Source organism: Streptomyces sp. NPDC048275, from assembly GCF_040652275.1.
GTDB lineage: Bacteria > Actinomycetota > Actinomycetes > Streptomycetales > Streptomycetaceae > Streptomyces.
Window position 1 is genome coordinate 13,908 of sequence record NZ_JBEZLR010000064.1, and the last position, 17,333, is coordinate 31,240.

At 69.3% G+C, this 17,333-nt stretch carries 14 protein-coding genes and 2 pseudogenes; 8 read left to right on the forward strand and 8 right to left on the reverse strand.

Annotated features, from left to right (window positions below; all coding sequences use genetic code 11):
• Window positions 1–176 precede the first annotated feature (176 nt).
• The 5 genes and pseudogenes from AB0D57_RS30730 to AB0D57_RS30750 all read right to left on the reverse strand — a co-directional run.
• Window positions 177–445 (reverse strand): annotated as a pseudogene (locus AB0D57_RS30730) (ATP-binding protein); the annotation flags it as partial.
• Between the two features lie 258 nt (window positions 446–703).
• A pseudogene (locus AB0D57_RS30735) lies at window positions 704–1,135 on the reverse strand (response regulator); the annotation flags it as partial.
• A gap of 271 nt (window positions 1,136–1,406) precedes the next feature.
• Entirely contained in the window at window positions 1,407–2,417 is a 1,011-nt protein-coding gene (locus AB0D57_RS30740; RefSeq protein ID WP_362080178.1) for a carbon-nitrogen hydrolase family protein, read from the reverse strand.
• Window positions 2,418–2,581: 164 nt separating this feature from the next.
• Window positions 2,582–3,520: a helix-turn-helix domain-containing protein gene (locus AB0D57_RS30745; protein WP_362080181.1), complete on the reverse strand. Its 939-nt coding sequence runs from the start codon at window positions 3,518–3,520 to the stop codon at window positions 2,582–2,584.
• 105 nt (window positions 3,521–3,625) lie between these two features.
• Window positions 3,626–4,165, reverse strand: coding sequence for a MarR family transcriptional regulator (locus AB0D57_RS30750; RefSeq protein WP_362080184.1), 540 nt, complete (start codon window positions 4,163–4,165; stop codon window positions 3,626–3,628).
• Window positions 4,166–4,380: 215 nt separating this feature from the next.
• On the opposite strand from AB0D57_RS30750, the gene AB0D57_RS30755 reads away from it, so the two are divergent.
• The 6 genes from AB0D57_RS30755 to hpaD are packed head-to-tail and all read left to right on the forward strand — an operon-like array spanning window position 4,381 to window position 11,233.
• Complete coding sequence (locus AB0D57_RS30755) at window positions 4,381–4,884, forward strand: flavin reductase family protein (RefSeq protein ID WP_362080188.1); 504 nt, start codon at window positions 4,381–4,383, stop codon at window positions 4,882–4,884.
• Between the two features lie 29 nt (window positions 4,885–4,913).
• On the forward strand, window positions 4,914–6,380 hold the full coding sequence (gene hpaB, locus AB0D57_RS30760; RefSeq protein WP_362080191.1) for a 4-hydroxyphenylacetate 3-monooxygenase, oxygenase component: 1,467 nt from the start codon (window positions 4,914–4,916) through the stop codon (window positions 6,378–6,380).
• Window positions 6,380–7,816: a fumarylacetoacetate hydrolase family protein gene (locus AB0D57_RS30765; RefSeq protein WP_362080194.1), complete on the forward strand. Its 1,437-nt coding sequence runs from the start codon at window positions 6,380–6,382 to the stop codon at window positions 7,814–7,816. The genes hpaB and AB0D57_RS30765 overlap by 1 nt, the downstream gene beginning before the upstream one ends.
• Window positions 7,813–8,745 (forward strand): 4-hydroxy-tetrahydrodipicolinate synthase, encoded by a 933-nt coding sequence (gene dapA / locus AB0D57_RS30770; RefSeq protein ID WP_362080197.1) that lies wholly within the window; start codon window positions 7,813–7,815, stop codon window positions 8,743–8,745. The genes AB0D57_RS30765 and dapA overlap by 4 nt, the downstream gene beginning before the upstream one ends.
• A complete protein-coding gene (hpaE, locus tag AB0D57_RS30775; RefSeq protein ID WP_362080200.1) occupies window positions 8,742–10,223 on the forward strand; it encodes a 5-carboxymethyl-2-hydroxymuconate semialdehyde dehydrogenase in 1,482 nt (493 codons plus the stop codon). The genes dapA and hpaE overlap by 4 nt, the downstream gene beginning before the upstream one ends.
• On the forward strand, window positions 10,220–11,233 hold the full coding sequence (gene hpaD, locus AB0D57_RS30780; RefSeq protein ID WP_362080203.1) for a 3,4-dihydroxyphenylacetate 2,3-dioxygenase: 1,014 nt from the start codon (window positions 10,220–10,222) through the stop codon (window positions 11,231–11,233). The genes hpaE and hpaD overlap by 4 nt, the downstream gene beginning before the upstream one ends.
• Before the next feature lie 108 nt (window positions 11,234–11,341).
• Here hpaD and AB0D57_RS30785 read toward each other — a convergent pair whose 3' ends face one another.
• On the reverse strand, window positions 11,342–12,202 hold the full coding sequence (locus tag AB0D57_RS30785) for an MBL fold metallo-hydrolase (protein ID WP_362080206.1): 861 nt from the start codon (window positions 12,200–12,202) through the stop codon (window positions 11,342–11,344).
• A gap of 62 nt (window positions 12,203–12,264) precedes the next feature.
• Window positions 12,265–12,882 (reverse strand): nuclear transport factor 2 family protein, encoded by a 618-nt coding sequence (locus AB0D57_RS30790; RefSeq protein ID WP_362080209.1) that lies wholly within the window; start codon window positions 12,880–12,882, stop codon window positions 12,265–12,267.
• Window positions 12,883–13,054: 172 nt separating this feature from the next.
• Between AB0D57_RS30790 and AB0D57_RS30795 the strand changes: the two genes are divergently transcribed.
• Window positions 13,055–13,477 (forward strand): helix-turn-helix domain-containing protein, encoded by a 423-nt coding sequence (locus AB0D57_RS30795; protein WP_362080212.1) that lies wholly within the window; start codon window positions 13,055–13,057, stop codon window positions 13,475–13,477.
• A gap of 381 nt (window positions 13,478–13,858) precedes the next feature.
• On the opposite strand, the gene AB0D57_RS30800 is transcribed toward AB0D57_RS30795, so the two are convergent.
• Complete coding sequence (locus tag AB0D57_RS30800; RefSeq protein ID WP_362080215.1) at window positions 13,859–14,248, reverse strand: hypothetical protein; 390 nt, start codon at window positions 14,246–14,248, stop codon at window positions 13,859–13,861.
• A gap of 596 nt (window positions 14,249–14,844) precedes the next feature.
• On the opposite strand from AB0D57_RS30800, the gene AB0D57_RS30805 reads away from it, so the two are divergent.
• Window positions 14,845–17,145 carry a SpoIIE family protein phosphatase gene (locus tag AB0D57_RS30805; protein ID WP_362080218.1) on the forward strand — a complete coding sequence of 767 codons (2,301 nt, stop codon included), beginning with the start codon at window positions 14,845–14,847 and terminating at the stop codon, window positions 17,143–17,145.
• Window positions 17,146–17,333 lie beyond the last annotated feature (188 nt).

Consider the following 17,333-nt stretch of genomic DNA (forward strand, 5'->3'; position numbering starts at 1 on the left):
GTCGGCCGCGGATACCTGCGTGTGGGACGGCGCCGCGGGTACCTGGTTCTGGGGCGACCCCGATTACGGCCTGCTGTACATCGCCCTGATCCAACTGCTGTCACGCGCCGCTCCTCCCCTGCAGGCCACCACCCAGCGCCTCATGGCCGACGCCGTCCTCCGTCGCGTAGTGCGCGTCATCCGCCGCGGGAGCACGACGTGCTGCGCGGTTGCTGTGTGGTGGGCAAGGGCTGGGTGAGGACCATTCGGGCACCGCGGTCGGTGGCGCGAGGTGCTTGAGCGGTGAGCGTCCCTCCGTGGGCGGTGGCGATGTCGCGGGCGACGGCCAGGCCGCGTCCGGTGCCGCCCTGGTCGCGGGTACGGGCGTTGTCCAAACGGGTGAAGCGGTCGAAGACCTTCTCTCGATCGGTGCGGGGAGGCCCGGACCGTCGTCGATGACCTCGACGACCCACTCGTGTCCGGTGTCGCGCACGTCGACGCTCATGGAGACTGTGGGCGGTGATGTCGGCGAATTCGGTCCGGATGTCCTCGACCGGTCGCAGCGCCCGGCCCATGGCATGCCAGGTCAGGAGAGCGACCAGCCCGACCTGCAGTCCGGTGCAGGGCAACAGGGCCCAGGCCGGCGTGGTTACGGCGGTGCGGGCCGGAGAAGGGCTGGGGAAGGCTGCACCAGGACCGTCCCCGAAGAGGTGCAGACCCGGGCGGTCAGGGCAATGTCCTTCCCCGCACGGCGCAGGCGGCGGGCACCAGCGTCGAGTTCCAGGTCACCGAAGTGCAGGGCGATGCTGCCGGTCGGGCCGGGCCCGGCGTATCAGGGCACGCAGCCGGGCAGTGAGGACGATGAACGAGAACGGCTTCGTCAGATAGTCGTCGGCACCGGTTTCCAGCCCCTCTGCCTCGTCGTACTCCCCGTCCTTCGCCGTCAGCATCAGAATGGGAGTGCTGTCGCCGACCGCGCGCAGGTGGGCGCAGACCTTGTAGCCGTTCAGGCCCGGCATCATCACATCCACGACGATCACGTCGTAGTTGTCGCCGCCGCTCTGGCCAGCCCCTCCAGGCCGTCACTCGCGACATCCACAGCGAAACCCTCCGCGCGAAGCCCCAGTTGCAGCAGCTCCACAAGCCGGGGCGTCATCGTCCATCACCAGGTTCAGCGGCCCCTCAGCCACCCGAAGAAACAGTCGCCGCACAGACTTCACGCTCACGAGGGCCTCCGGGCGGCGCTCACGCCCGCATCCCTGCTGCCTGACCTCCGCTCAGCCAGGTACCCGACGTGCTGGAGCCGGACCCTGTGCAGCTGGCACGGCCCGGCATTCAGGCGATTGGACACCGGCCCTGCCCGCCGTGCGGGCGGCGTGCTGTCCGTACGGCGGGCAGGATTCGCGAGAGTGCCGATCGGTTCTGCCTCAGGCGGCGGTGTCTTCCACCGAGGGCTCGTCCAGGTCGGGGAAGTAGGGGCCTGCGATCTCGCCCGGCCGCACCACGGCGGACTTGGGCCGATCATCGTGCAGCAGTCGGGTGGCGTCGGTCTTCGCGTAGTGCCCGGCGGGGTCGGCGGCATTCTTGGCCAGGTCGATCAGGGAGAGGTCGATGTCGGCGACGACGAAGCCCTCGGCGTGCTCGTCGAGCGGCTTGCCCAGGGGACTGCCGTCGGGACCGAAGATGCGGGCGCTGCCGGCCCCGGCCGTGAGCAGGGCGCGTTGCTCGTCGGTGGTCGCGAAGGTCTCGATGCCGCGCTCGCTGAGCACCTGGGTCGGAGCGATGACGAAGCAGCCGCCCTCCAGGGCGTAGGTCTGGGTGACGGCCATGTTCGCCTCGGCGCCCAGCGCGTAGGCGATGCCCTTGTAGAGGCCGAAGGCGGGCCACGCGGCGATGTGTACCTGCTCGTGCTGGGCGTACAGCGCGTACTTGTTGAGCGGCTGTAGGTGCTCCCAGCAGTTGAGCGCACCGATACGGCCGAGCGGGGTTTGGACGACCTTGAGATCGCTGCCGTCGCTTTCCCCGAAGAGACTGCGCTCGACGTGGGTGGGCTTGAGCTTGCGGCGGTGCAGGAGCACGGAACCGTCCGGCCCGATCAGGGTCTGGGCCATGTAAAGGCTGCCGTAGTCCTTCTCGCTGTAGCCGAGGGCGACGGTGACGCCGGTGCGGCGGGCGGCCTGGCGGATGGCGGTGATGTGTTTGCCGTCCACGGCCGGGGAGTTCGCGTGGTAGCGGGCGATGTACGGCATCTGACCGGCGACCGGGCCGAGCCAGAGGAACAGCGGGTAGCCCGGGATCCAGGTCTCGGGGAAGGCCACCAGAGAGACGTCCTGGTCAGCGGCCTCCTCGATGAGGCCGATGGTCTTCTCGACGGTGGCGCCGGCGTCGAGCCACACGGGCTCTGCCTGGACGGCGGCGACACGATACGTGGTCGGCACGGGGGCCTCCTGGTCGGTGGGCGATGCGCGAAGTGCCCTGACATTAGGAGGCCGGGCATGGGGGGATGCGGCGTTGCGTGCACTGGTGGGCGGCGTTTTCTGCAGTCGTCGCCTCCAGAGCGCTCGCCCGGCGGTTGCGCCGGGCCGACCGAAGCGGCGGGGCGTCAGGGCTCACGGCTGTACGCCGCTCGCACCTCGGCGGGAGTACGTCCGTAGGCGCGGGCGAAAGCACGGGTGAATGTGGTGCGGTCGGTGAAGCCGCAGCGGGCCGCGACCGCGGACACCGTCATGCCGGCGTACCGGGGGTCGGTCAGGGCGCGATGGGCGGCGTGCAGGCGCTCGTCGCGGATGAAAGCGGCGGGCGAGGTGCCGGCGGCGGCGAACAGCTCGGCGACGTAGCGCACCGAGACCCGGTGATGGCGAGCGAGGGACTCACGGGTCAGCCCGGGATCGGCCAGGTGTTGCCTTGCGTAGGCCTGCATGGAGGCGAGCAGGGCCGCACGTCCGGAGGGCACGCCGAATCCCTCACCCGCCACCGCACGCAATGCGGTGGCCAGGAGGTCGACGGCTGTCAGGCCCATTTCGGTCCGCTGGTCGCCTCTGAGGTCGTCGCAGGCCTCGGCCAGTTCCCGCACGTACGCGGCCAGGACCCTAACCGTGGGGTGCCGCGCGGGCAGCGCTCGCCCGCACAGGTCCTCCAGCCTGCCGACCCGCTCGCGCAGCTGGTTTCGGGGCATCTGCAGAACCAGCTGCCGCGTGTCGGTCGGGAACCGCAGCTCGTACGGCCGCGAGGCGTCGTACAGCGCGCCGCCGCCACACGGCAGCCCGGCCTCGCGCTCCTCCTGGAGGACAGCCCCGTCGCCCTCGAGGTGCAGCGAGAACAGGAAGTCGTCGCTCGGCTCACGGCGCACCAGGTGGGCCGACCGCAGCACGACGGAGGCCCCCTGTGTGCGCACCTCGGTGAGTGTGACTGCGGATCCCAGAATGCTGGAGCGCACCGAACCGCGGAAGGACCCGGACATGGAGCCCAGTGACAGCGGCACGAAGCTCTTGGTGATGACCTGGGCCCATTCGTCCGGACTCTTGGCGACGAGGACTCCCATACGCCCGAGTATGCGCGGCGGATGCTCGCCGGTGTCAACGCCTCAACCGCAGAGGCCACGGCCCCCGGGACCGTCGGGGGCCTCCGCGGCTGTGTCCGGCATCGGTCACTCCCGGTGCCGGGCGCCGAAGTGGGTGGAGTGGGCGGTCAGTTTGCCCAGCAGGTCGATCAGGGTGTGCAGCTCGTCCTGGCTGAGCGAGCCCGCCCATTCCTGTTCGCGCTCGTTGTGCACCTGGAAGGCGGAGGTGATCGACTCCCGGCCGGCGTCGGTGAGGCTCAGCTGGACCGCGCGTCCGTCGTACGGCGCGCGCTCCTTGCTGACCAGGCCGTCTCGCTCGAGCGTGTTCACCAGGGCCGATACGGCCGCGCGGCTCATGCCGGACAGCTCCGCGACCTTCTTCGCCTCGACGGGCCCCGCCAGCCAGATCGCGAACAGCACCCGGAACCCGGGCCACGACCAGCCGCGCGGCCGGTGCACGGTCGACTCCAGGTCGTAGACGACCATGCTGGCGGCCCGGTGCAGGGTGAGCACCAGTCGCATCGCAAGCGGATCGACACCGGACAGTTCCCGGCCGACCCGCTCGACGGCGTGGTCGATGAACGACCAGAAGTGCAGATGCTCGGCATCGGGCTGTTCCTGGGTCACACGGGGAGTGTAGGCCCGGGCCTGGGCGCGAGGTTTCCGGCGAGTAGCAGGTCTTTCTCCCCGGAGGGGTTCCCAAGCCTCGGTCCCGGGGGTACGGTCCCCAATTAATCAAAGCTTTTATTACTTGCTTTGGTCTTCATATCCACCCTTCTGTCCCCTTGCTGTCTGTTCACCCGGCAGGCAGGGGCAGATCCTCCCGGCCAAGGGAGCCAGCCATGCCCGAAGCCCTCGCCCCGCCCGCCCCCGGCGCGCTACGCGCCTGCATGTCCCGGTTCCTCACCGGCGTCACCGTCGTGACGTACGAGGGGGACGACGGCCCGCGTGGGACCACCATGAACTCCTTCACCTCGGTGTCGGCCGATCCCCCGCTGGTGCTGATCAGCGTCGCCCGCCGAGCCCGCTGCCACGACCAACTGCTCGACCGGCCCTTCTGCGTCAACATCCTCGGCGCCGAACAGGAGCCGCTGGCCCGGCAGTTCGCCGGAGCGCGGGACGCAGCCGAGCCCCGCTGGGTCGCCGGCGCCCGCATCCCGCGCCTGGCCCACCCGCTCGCCTGGGTCGAGTGCGATCCCTGGCGTGCGTACGACGGCGGCGATCACACCCTCGTCCTCGGCCGGGTCACCGACCTGGGCCACCGCGACGGCGACGCCCTCACCTACGCATGGAGCCGCTTCGGCACGGCCGGCGAAGTCTCCAACGGCATCGAGCACCTCATCTGACGCCTCTCACCCTCTTCAGGAGCACCACCATGGCCGCACGCACCGGCAAGGAATACCTCGAGCGACTCTCCGCCTCCCGCCCCACCGTCCACATCCAGGGCGAGACGGTCACCGGAGGCATCCAGGACCACCCGGCCTTCCGCAACGTGGTGCGCACCTACGCCGAGCTGTACGACCTCCAGCACAGCGCCGAGCACAAGGACACCCTCACCTACGCCTCGCCCACGTCCGGCGAGCCCGTCGGCACCTCCTTCCTCACCCCGAAGACCCCGGAAGACCTGGTCAAGCGCCGCAACGCGTACAAGGTGTGGGCCGACCACAGCAACGGCATGCTCGGCCGCACCGGCGACTACATGAACGCCTCCCTGATGGCCCTCAACTCGGCCGCCGACTGGTTCGCCCAGGCCAACCCCGCCTTCGGCGAAAACATCCGCCGCTACTACGAGAAGGCCCGCGAAGAGGACCTCCTCGCCACGCACACCCTGATCCCGCCGCAGGTCAACCGCGCGGTAGCCGGCACCCAGCAGGCGGGCGGCAAACTCGCGGCGCGCATCGTGAAGGAGGACGACAACGGCATCGTCGTCCACGGCGCGCGGATGCTCGCCACCATCGCGCCGTTCGCCGACGAGATGCTCGTCTTCCCCTCGACCGTGCTGCGCGGCACCCCGGAGGACAAGCCGTACTCCTACGCCTTCGCCATCCCCAACGACACCCCGGGCCTGCGCTACATCGCCCGCGAGCCGCTGGACCACGACCGGCCCCGGCACGACCACCCCCTCTCCTCCCGCTTCGAGGAGTCGGACTGCGTGGTCGTCTTCGACAACGTGCACGTGCCGTACGAGCGCGTCTTCGCCATGGGCGACGCCGAGCTGTGCAACGGCTTCTACTCGCAGACCAATTCGGTCAACCACATGACCCACCAGGTCGTCACCCGCACCACCGCCAAGACCGAGTACATCCTCGGCCTGGTGTCGCTGCTGACCGAGGCCATCGGCATCGAGCAGTTCCAGCACGTCCAGGAGGACATCGCCGAGATCATCACCACGCTGGAGATGCTGCGCGCCTTCCTGCGCGCCGCCGAGGCCGACGCCGAGATCAACGAGTACGGCGTCCTCACCCCGGCCTTCGCCCCGCTCAACGCCGCCCGCAACCTCTACCCCAAGCTCTACCAGCGCTTCCCGCAGATCCTGCGCAAGCTCGGCGCCTCCGGCCTGATGGCCACCCCGACCGAACTCGACATCACCGGCCCGGCCGCCGCCGACATCGAGGCCTACCTGCAGTCCGCGACCCTGACCGGCCCCGAACGCGTGAAGCTGTTCCGCCTCGTATGGGACACCTGCATCTCCGCCTTCTCCAGCCGCCAGGCCCTGTACGAGTACTACTTCTTCGGCGACCCGGTCCGCATGGCCGGCGCCTACGTCAAGTCGTACGACCGCGAGCCCTACAAGGCCAGGGTGCAGGACTTCTTGAATCAGCACAGCCTGGAGCGTGCCTGATGACCCATCCGCTCGGGAACCCGCCGACGAAGATCATCGCGGTTCACCTCAACTACCCCAGCCGGGCCAGGGAACGCGGGCGCATCCCCGCACAGCCGTCGTACTTCCTCAAGCCGCCGTCGTCACTGGCGGGCACCAAGGAGGCGATCGTCCGGCCGGCCGGCTGCGAACTGCTGGGCTTCGAGGGCGAGATCGCGCTCGTCATCGGTTCCCGTGCCCAGCGGGTGCGGCCCGAGGACGGCTGGTCCCATGTCCGCTGGGTGACGGCCGCCAACGACGCGGGCGTGTACGACCTGCGGTACGCCGACCGCGGCTCCAACCTCCGCTCGAAGGGCGCCGACGGCTACACCCCGCTCGGGCCGCGTCTGCTCGACGCACGCCGGCTCGACCCGTCCGCACTGCGGCTACGGACGTGGGTGAACGGCGAGCTCGTGCAGGACGACACCACCGACACGCTTCTCTTCCCCTTCGGCCAACTCGTCGCCGATCTGTCGCGGCTGGTCACGCTGGAACCCGGTGACGTGATCCTCACCGGTACCCCGGCGGGCGCCTCCGTCGTCCGTCCCGGTGACCTCGTCGAGGTGGAGGTCACCTCCGGAGAGCTGTCGAGCGGACGGCTGCGCAATCCGATCGCCGAGGGGCCCGCCCTGGAGGCGTACGGTGCGCTGCCCAGGGCGGACCAGGCCGAACGAGAGGCCGCCTACGGGACGGCCTACGAGCCCGAGCCGCTGCTCCATCCGCGCCTCGCCGAAGGGCTGAAGTCCGTCGCCGTGGCGACGCTCAGCGCCCAGTTGCGCTCACGCGGTCTGCCGCACATGTCGATCGACGGCGTGCGGCCGGTGGGCGCCGCAGGCGGCGGGCCGATGGTGGGCGCAGCGCACACACTGCGCTATCTGCCCCTGCGCGAGGACCTGTTCAAGCGGTACGGCACGGGCATGAACGCGCAGAAGCGGGCCATCGAGGAGCTGCGTCCCGGGCATGTGCTGGTGATGGACGCCCGACGGGATCCGACCGCCGGAACGCTCGGTGACATCCTCGCGCTGCGTGCGCACAAGCGGGGCGCGGCCGGAGTCGTCAGCGACGGCGCGGTCCGTGACAGCGCCACCATCGCGGACCTGGGCCTGCCGGTGTACGCGGCCGGCGCCCATCCTTCCGTCCTCGGGCGTCGGCACGTCCCCTGGGACACCGGTGTGCCGATCGCCTGCGGCGGGGCTCTCGTCCAGCCCGGCGACCTCATCGTCGGCGACGCGGACGGCGTGGTGGTCGTACCGCCCGACCTCGCCGACGAGTTGGTCGCCGACTGCCGGGAGCAGGAGCGGCAGGAGCGCTTCATCACCGAGCAGGTGGCCGCCGGCGAGAGTGTCGACGGCCTGTATCCGCCGGGACCGGCCTGGCGGGCCGCGTACGAGACCTGGTGCAAGGGAGAGTCACAGTGAAGTTCCGCAGCGACCCGTCGGCCATCCGCGGGTCCATCGCGCCGGTCGTCACGCCGTTCACCGCGGACGGCGCCGTCGACCATGACAGCCTGCGCGCTCTGGTGCGTTGGCAGTTGGAGTCCGGTTCGCACGGCATCTCGCTGGGCGGTTCCACCGGCGAACCCAGCGCTCAGAGCGTCGCCGAGCGCATCGCGGCGATGCGTACGACGGCAAAGGAGATCGACGACCGGGTACCGTTCCTGCCCGGCACCGGCTCCCACAAGCTCGACGAGACCCTCGAAATCACCGCCGCCGCACAGGAACTGGGCGCGGACGCGGCGCTCGTCATCACGCCCTACTACGCGCGGCCCACCCAGGAGGCGCTGTACCAGTGGTACGCGACGGTGGCCCGGGAGTTCCCGGACCTGCCGATCGTCGCCTACAACGTCCCCTCCCGCACCGCGGTCGACATCGCCCCCGAGACGGTGAAGCGGCTGTTCACCGACTTCGAGAACTTCGTCGGGGTGAAGGAGACGACGAAGGACTTCGAGCACTTCTCGCGCGTCCTGCACGCCTGCGGCCGCTCGCTGCTGGTGTGGTCCGGCATCGAGCTGCTGTGCCTGCCTCTGCTCGCACTGGGCGGAGCCGGGTTCGTCTCGGCGGTGGCCAACCTCGCACCCGCGGCGGTGGCCCGGATGTACGAGCTGTGGGAGGCCGGCGAATTCGACGCCGCCCGTGACCTGCACTACCGCCTGCACCCGCTCGTCGACCTGCTGTTCGTCGAGACCAACCCGGCTCCCGCCAAGTGGGTCCTCGCTCAGCAGGGACGTATTGCCTCCGACTTCGTACGTCCGCCGCTGGTGACGCCCACCGAGCAGGGGCTGACGAAGATTCGTGCGCTGCTCGCCGAGGGCGGCGGCCTCACCGCACAGATAGGAATCGACAAGTGACGCCCGAGAACCTGCCTTCGACCATTCGGCACTGGATCGGCGGCGAGCTCGTCGACGCCGCCGACGGGCGGACGTTCGACGTCTGCGAGCCCGCCACCAACGCCGTTTACGCCCAAGCCGCGCGAGGAGGTTCGGCGGACGTCGACCGGGCGGTGGCCACGGCCCGCGCCGCCTTCCCCGGCTGGGCGGGTCTGTCCAACCGGGACCGCGCGAACACCCTGTACCGCGTCGCGGACGCCGTGGAGGCCCGCCACGACCGGCTCGCCGCTTTCGAGACGTACGACTCCGGCCTGCCGATCACCCAGGCGAAGGGCCAGGCGAGGCGCGCGGCGGAGAACTTCCGTTACTTCGCGGACGTCATCGTCGCGCTCGGCGAGGAGGCGTTCCGGCAGGGCGAGGAACAGTTCTCCTACGTCCGGCGCACGCCGGTCGGGGTCGCCGGGCTGATCACCCCCTGGAACACCCCCTTCATGCTGGAGAGCTGGAAGCTGGCGCCCGCGCTGGCCTCCGGCTGCACGCTGGTGCTGAAGCCGGCCGAGTGGACGCCCCTGTCGGCCAGTCTGTGGCAGGAAATCTTCGAAGAGGCCGGCGTGCCCGCCGGAGTGGTGAACATCGTGCACGGCATCGGCGAGGAGGCCGGACAGGCCCTGGTCGACCACCCGGACGTGCCGCTGATCTCCTTCACCGGCTCCACCGACACCGGCCGGCACATCATCCGCTCCTCCGCGCAGCACCTGAAGACCACCTCGATGGAACTGGGCGGCAAGTCCCCGGCCGTCGTCTTCGCCGACGCCGACCTGGAAGCCGCCCTGAACTCGGTCGTGTTCGGGGTGTTCTCCCTCAACGGCGAGCGGTGCACGGCCGGTTCGCGCGTGCTGGTCGAGCGGCCGGTGTACGAGGAGTTCACCCGCCGCCTGGCCGAGCGAGCCACGAACGTACGCGTCGGGCTTCCCTCCGACCCGGCCACCGAGGTCGGCGCACTGGTCCACCCCGAACACTACGCACGCGTCCTCGACTACGTCGAGATCGGCAAGAAGGAGGCCCGGCTGGTCGCGGGCGGCGCCCGTCCCGCCCACCTGAGTGACGGAAACTACCTCCAGCCCACCGTCTTCGCCGACGTCGAGCGCGACGCCCGCATCTTCCAGGAGGAGATCTTCGGCCCGGTCGTGGCGGTCGCGCCCTTCGACGACGAGGCTGAGGCGATCGAGCTGGCCAACGCCACCCAGTTCGGTCTGGCCGCCTACATCTGGACCTCGAACCTCAAGCGCGGCCACCGTATCGCGCACGCTGTGGAGTCCGGCATGGTCTGGATCAACTCCCACAACATCCGCGACCTGCGCACCCCCTTCGGCGGAGTCAAGGCGTCCGGCGTCGGCCGCGAGGGCGGGGCGCACTCGATCGACTTCTTCACCGAGTCGAAGATCGTCCACGTCGCCCTGGGCGACGTCCACACCCCCCGCTTCGGAGCCTCGTCATGAGCACGCATCCGCACCCGGACGCCCCGGACGTCATCCGCTCCGCCTACGCCCAGCTCGCCGTCACCGACCTCGGTGCCGCCCGCTGGTTCTGGGCCGACATGCTCGGCTTCCACATCCAGTACGAGGACGCGGACTCCCTCTATCTGCGCGGCACCGACGAGCTCACCCACCATTCACTGGTCCTGCGCAAGGGCGAGATCGCGGCCCTCGACCACATCGCCTACCGCGTCCGCACGCCCGAGGACGTCGACAAGGCGGAGCGGTACTTCCGCCAACTCGGCTGCCCGGTCAAGCGGTTGAAGCGGGGCGAGGGTGCGCACGGAGTCGGTGACGCCGTCCGCGTCATCGACCCGCTCGGCTTCCCCGTCGAGTTCTTCCACGAGATCGAACGCGCCGAGCGCCTGATCCAGCGCTACGACCTCCACCGCGGCGCCGAGATCGCCCGCCTGGACCACTTCAACATCTGCACCCCGGACATCCCCGCCGCCTACGACCACTACAAGTCCCTCGGCTTCGGCTGCTCGGAGACCATCGAGGGCGACGAGCACGAGCTGTACGCGGCCTGGATGTACCGCAAGCAGACCGTCCATGACGTCGCCTTCACCGGCGGCGCCGGGCCGCGGCTGCACCACCTCGGGGTCGCCACCCACGAATCCCACCAGGTCCTGCGCTGCGCCGACATCTTCGGCGCGCTGCACAAGGAGCACCACATCGAGCGCGGTCCCGGTCGGCACGGGGTTTCCAATGCCTTCTACCTCTACCTGCGCGACCCGGACGGTCACCGGGTCGAGATCTACACCTCCGACTACTACACCGGTGACCCGGACCACGAGACGTACCGCTGGAACGTGCGCGACGACCGCCGCCGTGATTTCTGGGGCAACGCGGTGATCGAGTCCTGGTACAAAAAGGCGACCCCGGTCCTCGGCCTCGACGGGCGGCCGCTTCCCGTCTCCGACGCCCTGCTGGACGAGTCGGCCGTCCAGGTCGGCGCGGACGGACTCGGCTGAGTCTCCCCGGGGGCGCCCCGACGGACGGGGCCCCCGTTCGGCGGGGCGGAGGACCGTGCCTCGGGGGCTCGCCGGCCCCGAACCCGGTCCCGCCCGGATCGCTGAGGCTCATCCCTGCTTGTCCATGAGCGCGTTGGCCGTGAGCCACACGACCGCCGGGTTGAGGCGTTCGGGATGAAGGGCGCACATGGCCTCGAAGAACTCGATCCGGCTCGATGTCTCCTTCAGGAGCCGGTCCGCGTCGCGGATGTACTGCCGGGTTTCCTCGATGGTGGCCGGGCTGTCCGGAAGTTCCTTGTTCTTGTGTCCGCTGACGACGTGGCGCGGTGCGAGGCTCTCGACCGTGTCGAGAGCGTTCAGCCACTGCTCGCGCCCGCCGCCCGCGGATTCGGAGAGGTACGAGTGCACGCCGTTGTAGACGACATCACCGGCCACGACGAGCCCGATCGAGGGAACGTGGAGAACGGTGGTGCCGTCGGTGTCGCTGTGGCCGACTTCGACGGAGCGCAGGACGTTGCCCTCCAGGAGGAAACCTTCCGGCGGTACGGGCTGTGCGAGCACGGGGGTCGGGGGGATCTGACCAGGGAACAGCTCGTCCCACATCTCCTTCCTGAACTCCGCCGAGCCCTGCTTCCGCATGAGACGGATGCTGTCCTCGCCGGCGAGGACCACGGCGCCGGGGAAGCGTTCGACCAGAGGGCCGGCGGCGAACCAGTGATCACCGTGGCCGTGCGTGATGTAGATGTGCTCCAGGTTCTTGCCCGACTGCTCGACCCAGTCACCCACTCGCTGTGCCTGCTCGATCGTCAGCGGGGGATCGACCAGCACCGCGTTCTCTTGCCCGTAGATCAGCGTCGTCGACATCGGCGACCAGGAAAACAGGTCTCCGTTCGGAATGGGATCCGTGACGCTTGTGGGGATCGGATCGGAAATGAAGACGTCGTACGCCAACTCGGTCTGGGAGACCATTTCTTCCACGTCCTTTTTCGTACGATGATTTCCGGTTCGCAACTCGGCAGAACGGGACTCTCTCACCGCGGGACCATGACGTCCCAGTGCTCGACGGCGCGCCCTTCCGCCACCCGGAACAGGTCGTGGAAAACGAAGTCGGTGCCCGCGAAGACGCCCACCGAACGGACGTAGGCGAAGTTTCCCTCGGCTACGACGTGGAGTACGTCGGAGTACTTGAGGGAGTGGCCCGACTTCGCCAGTTCACCTAGCGCGGCCGCCAGTCCGCTGATGCCGTCGGCGAAGCGGGGATTGTGCTGGACATAGGACTCGCCCGCGAGGTAGTGGTCCAGGTCGGAGAAGTCGTTGTCCACCAGAATCGTGCGCACCGTCTCTTCCGCCACCTTGCGCGTGGCTTCCGTGTCGGCTGCCGCGTCGATGACGACGGTGCCGTCGACCTGGGTGTGGCCGTTGGCCGTCTGCTGCACGATCGGCTCCCGGTCACCCCAGTGGCCGGCGATCCGGCCGTCCTCGATCTGCCAGAGATCGAAGGCGGCGGCCCGGCCGCCGTCGGGGAGGGTGGTCGTGGCGTGTGTCACGACGAAGTCGCCTTGGGCCAGCACCCGGTGCACCTGGTTCGTGCGCCCCGTGGTGTCGTCGATGGCCGCGAGGACGACCCGCTTGTTGGCTTCGTTGCTCATGGCGTTAACCGTCTGCCGTTCCGTGATCGGGAATGTGGCTGCCGAGTGGTCTCGCCGGACCCCTGAAGGGTGGGACCGCCCCGGAGAAGTAGGTACAAAATCTGTACTCACTTGTTGAGGCTAATCTAGCACAGTGAGTACTAGATCTGCACCGACACCTCGTGTCTGTTCCGTGACCGACGCGGTGGCCGTCGTCGGTGAACGTCATTCGCTGCCGATCGTGCGCGAGTTGCTGTACGGCAACCGGCGTTTCTCCGAGATCGCCGACGCGGTCGGGCTCTCGCGAACACTGCTGTCCGCGCGCCTGCGTCGGCTGGAGGCAGCCGGCGTCGTGGAGCGACGGCGCTACAGCGAGCATCCACCGCGCGATGAATACGTCCTCACGGAGGCAGGCCGGGCTCTGCTCCCCGTGCTCGCCGCCCTGAAGGAATGGGGCGACACGTACTGCCGGGACGGCATGGCCACAGCGGAGTTCCAGCACCGATGCGGTGCCGTCCTGCACACCCGGGCGGACTGCGCCGCATGCGGGGAGGAGATCCGGTTCGAGGACCTGTCCGTGGTGGGCGGCACGCACCCGCCGCAGGTGCGTCCCTGAGTCGCCGCGTGGGCCGTACGCGGCTGGTGGGCGTACGGGGTGCGGCGGAGCGTTTCCGGTGACCGGGTTGCCGGTCATGCCGCAACTCTCTCCAAGGAGGCGGGGACGATCGACGACCCCTGGAGACGCGGGCGACGAGACACGCGGTCACCAGCGTCCCTGCACCACCGGCTCTTGGAATCACGTGTGGCACGTAGTCCGGGCCCGGCCTGATCACTACGACCTCCCGCTCGGGGGTCGACAACACGCAGGCTCTGCGACAGTTCGAGGGCGAAGACGGAAGCGGAGCCGGCCACCTGGAACGCAGAACGCCCGGCCGGGGAGTGTCGGCCGGGCGGTCCGAAGGTGGCTCGGCATCCTGCGGGTGCCTGTGCCTTCTGGCTAGTGCCCCGGCTTGGTCACCGTGTCCGGGGTGTCCGTGTTGCCTTCGTCGCCGACGACGACGGGGGCGCCCTCCACCGGAGTGGCCTCGGCAGGCTCCCACTTGTCCGGCTTCGCGCCGGGCACCTCGACGACGGAGGGCTCCTCCTCCGTGACGGGGCCGCCCTCGCCGACCGTGACGTCACCCAGCTCCTCGGCGGTGCCCGGCTTGACGTGCTGCGGGTGCGGGTTGCCGGGCGCCTCGGAGACCGTGACGCCGTCGTGCTTGGCGGTGCCGCCATCGGCCGAGGCCGCTGCCGCGGCAACCCCGCCCGAGGCGAGCAGTGCGGTCACCACGCCGGCCATCACGATGCCCTGACGGCGCGAGATGCCACTCCATGGCGCGTTCATCTGATCAGCTCCTTCGTGAGCGGGAGGAACACAGAGGTGCCGGTCTCGTTCCGGCCCCGGTCCCCCCGGGATCGAGTACGAGGGCAACTCTTGCTCCCGGCCGCTGAAGATCCGCTGAACGTCCTGAAGATCCCCTTCAGTGCCGGATACGGCTTCGGTCGGTGAGACAAGGTGGCCGCCACGCGGGTGCTGGTGACGGACGACGCCCTCAGCGGAAACCCACCAACGGCCCGCTCGGAGCCATGACGGCGATGCCCACGAGAGCCACTCCTCCTGGCCGTGCGTCGCGGGGGCCTGTCTGCGCAGAAGGCGTCAGACGGCTGCGACCACCACCCGAACCGCAGACCGCGCAATCGGAGGCTCCGGTCGGCGCCCGGCCGTCCAAGGTCGATCGGCCGGGCCGCCTACCGAGAGGGCCAGGCGTCGGCCACAGGTCGCAAGGACGCAGATCGCCCACCTTGTCATCTCGCCGCGAGGGGATCATCGTGGATGCATGTCCTGCACCTGCGCAGGAGGGTCAGGTACATACCATGAACCAATGGGGTCAGCAGACAGGCCGACCCACGCCCCCGCTGAGCGGAAACACCGGTATCGCCGTGACAGACCGTGACGGCAACATCGCCTATTGGAGCAGCGACGCGGAAGCCGTGTTCGGATACACCCCCGCCGAGGCGGCCGGGAAGCCTGTCACCGCACTCCTCGCCTCCGATGGCACACCACGGCACCGGGACGGCCATCTCCTGAAGACGCAGATTCGTCTGTCCCCGCTGCTGGACGCCGAGCGCAACGCCGGCTTTTTGCTGACGATCGCACACGGAACAATGACGGGCGCATGCCCGGACAGCGCGCTCACCGGGTGGATGTTCGAGCAGCAGCCTCTCGCCCTCGCGATCTTCGACCTTGAGGCACGAGTGCTGCGCAAGAACGAAGCGATACAACAGATGACCGGATTGACAGAGCACGAAGCTCATGGCCTACGCCAGACCGAATTCCTGTGCGGCCCCGCGTTCGAGGAGGCGGAGCGGGGCATCCTCAGAGTGACGGAGACCGGAAAGGCGGAGACCCTCGAACACCTCGTCAAGCTCCCGGGCGATGCCAAGGCACACGCCTGGGCGGTCGACATCTTTCCGCTCAAGGACTCGGCAGGCCAGGTGCGCGCCGTGGGCTTCGCGGTGTCCGACTACTCCCAGCAGTACGACTCTCGGGAGCGACTCGCCCTTCTGAGCGAGGCCAGGTCCCATATCGGAACCAGCCTGGACATCATGCGAACCGCCCAGGAGATCACCGAGGTCGCTGTTCCCCGTTTCGCTGACTTCGTCAGCATCGACGTTCTGAATCCGGCATTTGAGGGCAAGATGCCCTCGCCGTCTCTTCCCGGTCCCGACGCACTGCGTCGGGCAGCGCATCGATCGGCGTTCGAGCATTCGCTGTTCGCTGGTCTGCCGAACCCCGGAGAGTCACACACCCCTCCGCAGTCGTCACCGATCGCCCAGTGCCTGGCCGACGATCGGGCTGTCATGTACAACGCCGAAGCTCCTGAGATCGTCCGCTGGCTGGCCGAGGACCCCGCCCCCGCCGCGCTCGCCGACGCATTCGGAACACGCTCCGTGATTGCCGTACCCATCCGTGCTCCGGGTGTCCTCCCCCTCGGCGCAGCCCTGTTCGTCCGGACAGCGTCCCGCGAGCCTTTCGGCCGCGACGATCTGACCGTCACGGAGAACCTGGTCGCCCGGGCCGCGCTCTGCCTGGACAACGCCCGACGATTCACGCGCGAGCGCGGCATCTCGCTGGCACTGCAGCGAAACCTGCTGCCGCACGGGCCGACCATGCATCCGGCCATCGAGACCGCTGTCCGCTATGTGCCGGCCGGTGACGGGACGGAAGCGGGCGGAGACTGGTTCGATGTGATCCCCCTGCCCGGGGCGCGGGTCGGCCTTGTCATCGGTGACGTCGTCGGCCATGGGATCAACGCCGCGGCGACCATGGGCCGGCTGCGCACGGCCGTACGCACCCTTGCCGACATCGACCTTCCGCCGGACGAACTCCTCACCCACCTCGACGACATAGTCACCCACGACGAGGGCGAGCAGAGCGGAGAGGCGGGCGCCACCGGTGAGATCCCTGGCGAAATCGGCGCCACCTGTGTGTACGCCGTCTACGACCCAGTCTCGGGCACCTGTTCTCTGGCCCGGGCGGGTCACCCGGCCCCTGTGCTGGTCCACCCGGATGGCACCAGCAGCGTCATCGACCTGCCTCCCGGCCCGCCGCTGGGCCTGGGCAGTCTGCCGTTCGAGGCGACCGAGCTCACCTTGCCCGAAGGCAGTCTTCTCGCCCTCTTCACCGACGGGCTCCTCGACACTCGCGGCCGCGACGTCGAGCAGGCCGTCTCCGACCTGCGCCGTGCTCTCACCCAGCCTGCTTCGTCCCTCGACGCGCTGGCTGACAGCGTTCTGAACACTGGCCCGGGACCGTACGCCGACGATATTGCCCTCGTCCTCGCCCGCACCAGAGTCTTCGACCAGAACCAGGTGGTCTCCTGGGACCTCGACAGCGATCCCGCCGTCGTCCCCGAGACGCGCAAGCGGGCCTGCGAATGCCTCGCCGACTGGGGTTTGGAGGAGGAGGTCTTCGTGACAGAACTCGTCGTCAGTGAACTGATCACCAACGCCATCCGATACGGCCGACCCCCCATAAAGCTGCGGCTGATCCGCGATCGGAGCCTCATCTGCGAGGTCTCCGACACAAGCGCCACCAGCCCTCACCTTCGGCGCGCCCGCGTCTTCGACGAGGGCGGCCGCGGCCTGCTCCTCGTCGCTCAGCTGACCGAGCGCTGGGGCACCCGCTACACCTCCACCGGCAAGACCATCTGGGCCGAGCAACTCCTCTCCACCCGATGAGCCGTGGAGCGTCGCTTTTGCTCGTTCTCTGCGCGTGCCGGTTGGCGGTCAGCCTGGCGCACCCCAGCCGTGTAGGGCGCGGCGCCGCCTTCACCTTGGCGGCCATGCGGTCGAGATCGGTACGGGTGTGCAGCAGGCCGGGATGGGAGAAGGCCTCGGCTCAGACGGCGGTCGCGGGGCCGCCCGCC

Coding starts and splice junctions, on each gene's coding strand:
- AB0D57_RS30745 (WP_362080181.1), bottom strand. CDS start 3,520: ATGGGAGTCCTCGTCGCCAAGAGTCCGGACGAATGGGCCCAGGTCATC.
- AB0D57_RS30755 (WP_362080188.1), top strand. CDS start 4,381: ATGCCCGAAGCCCTCGCCCCGCCCGCCCCCGGCGCGCTACGCGCCTGC.
- hpaB (WP_362080191.1), top strand. CDS start 4,914: ATGGCCGCACGCACCGGCAAGGAATACCTCGAGCGACTCTCCGCCTCC.
- AB0D57_RS30765 (WP_362080194.1), top strand. CDS start 6,380: ATGACCCATCCGCTCGGGAACCCGCCGACGAAGATCATCGCGGTTCAC.
- hpaD (WP_362080203.1), top strand. CDS start 10,220: ATGAGCACGCATCCGCACCCGGACGCCCCGGACGTCATCCGCTCCGCC.
- AB0D57_RS30785 (WP_362080206.1), bottom strand. CDS start 12,202: ATGGTCTCCCAGACCGAGTTGGCGTACGACGTCTTCATTTCCGATCCG.
- AB0D57_RS30790 (WP_362080209.1), bottom strand. CDS start 12,882: ATGAGCAACGAAGCCAACAAGCGGGTCGTCCTCGCGGCCATCGACGAC.
- AB0D57_RS30800 (WP_362080215.1), bottom strand. CDS start 14,248: ATGAACGCGCCATGGAGTGGCATCTCGCGCCGTCAGGGCATCGTGATG.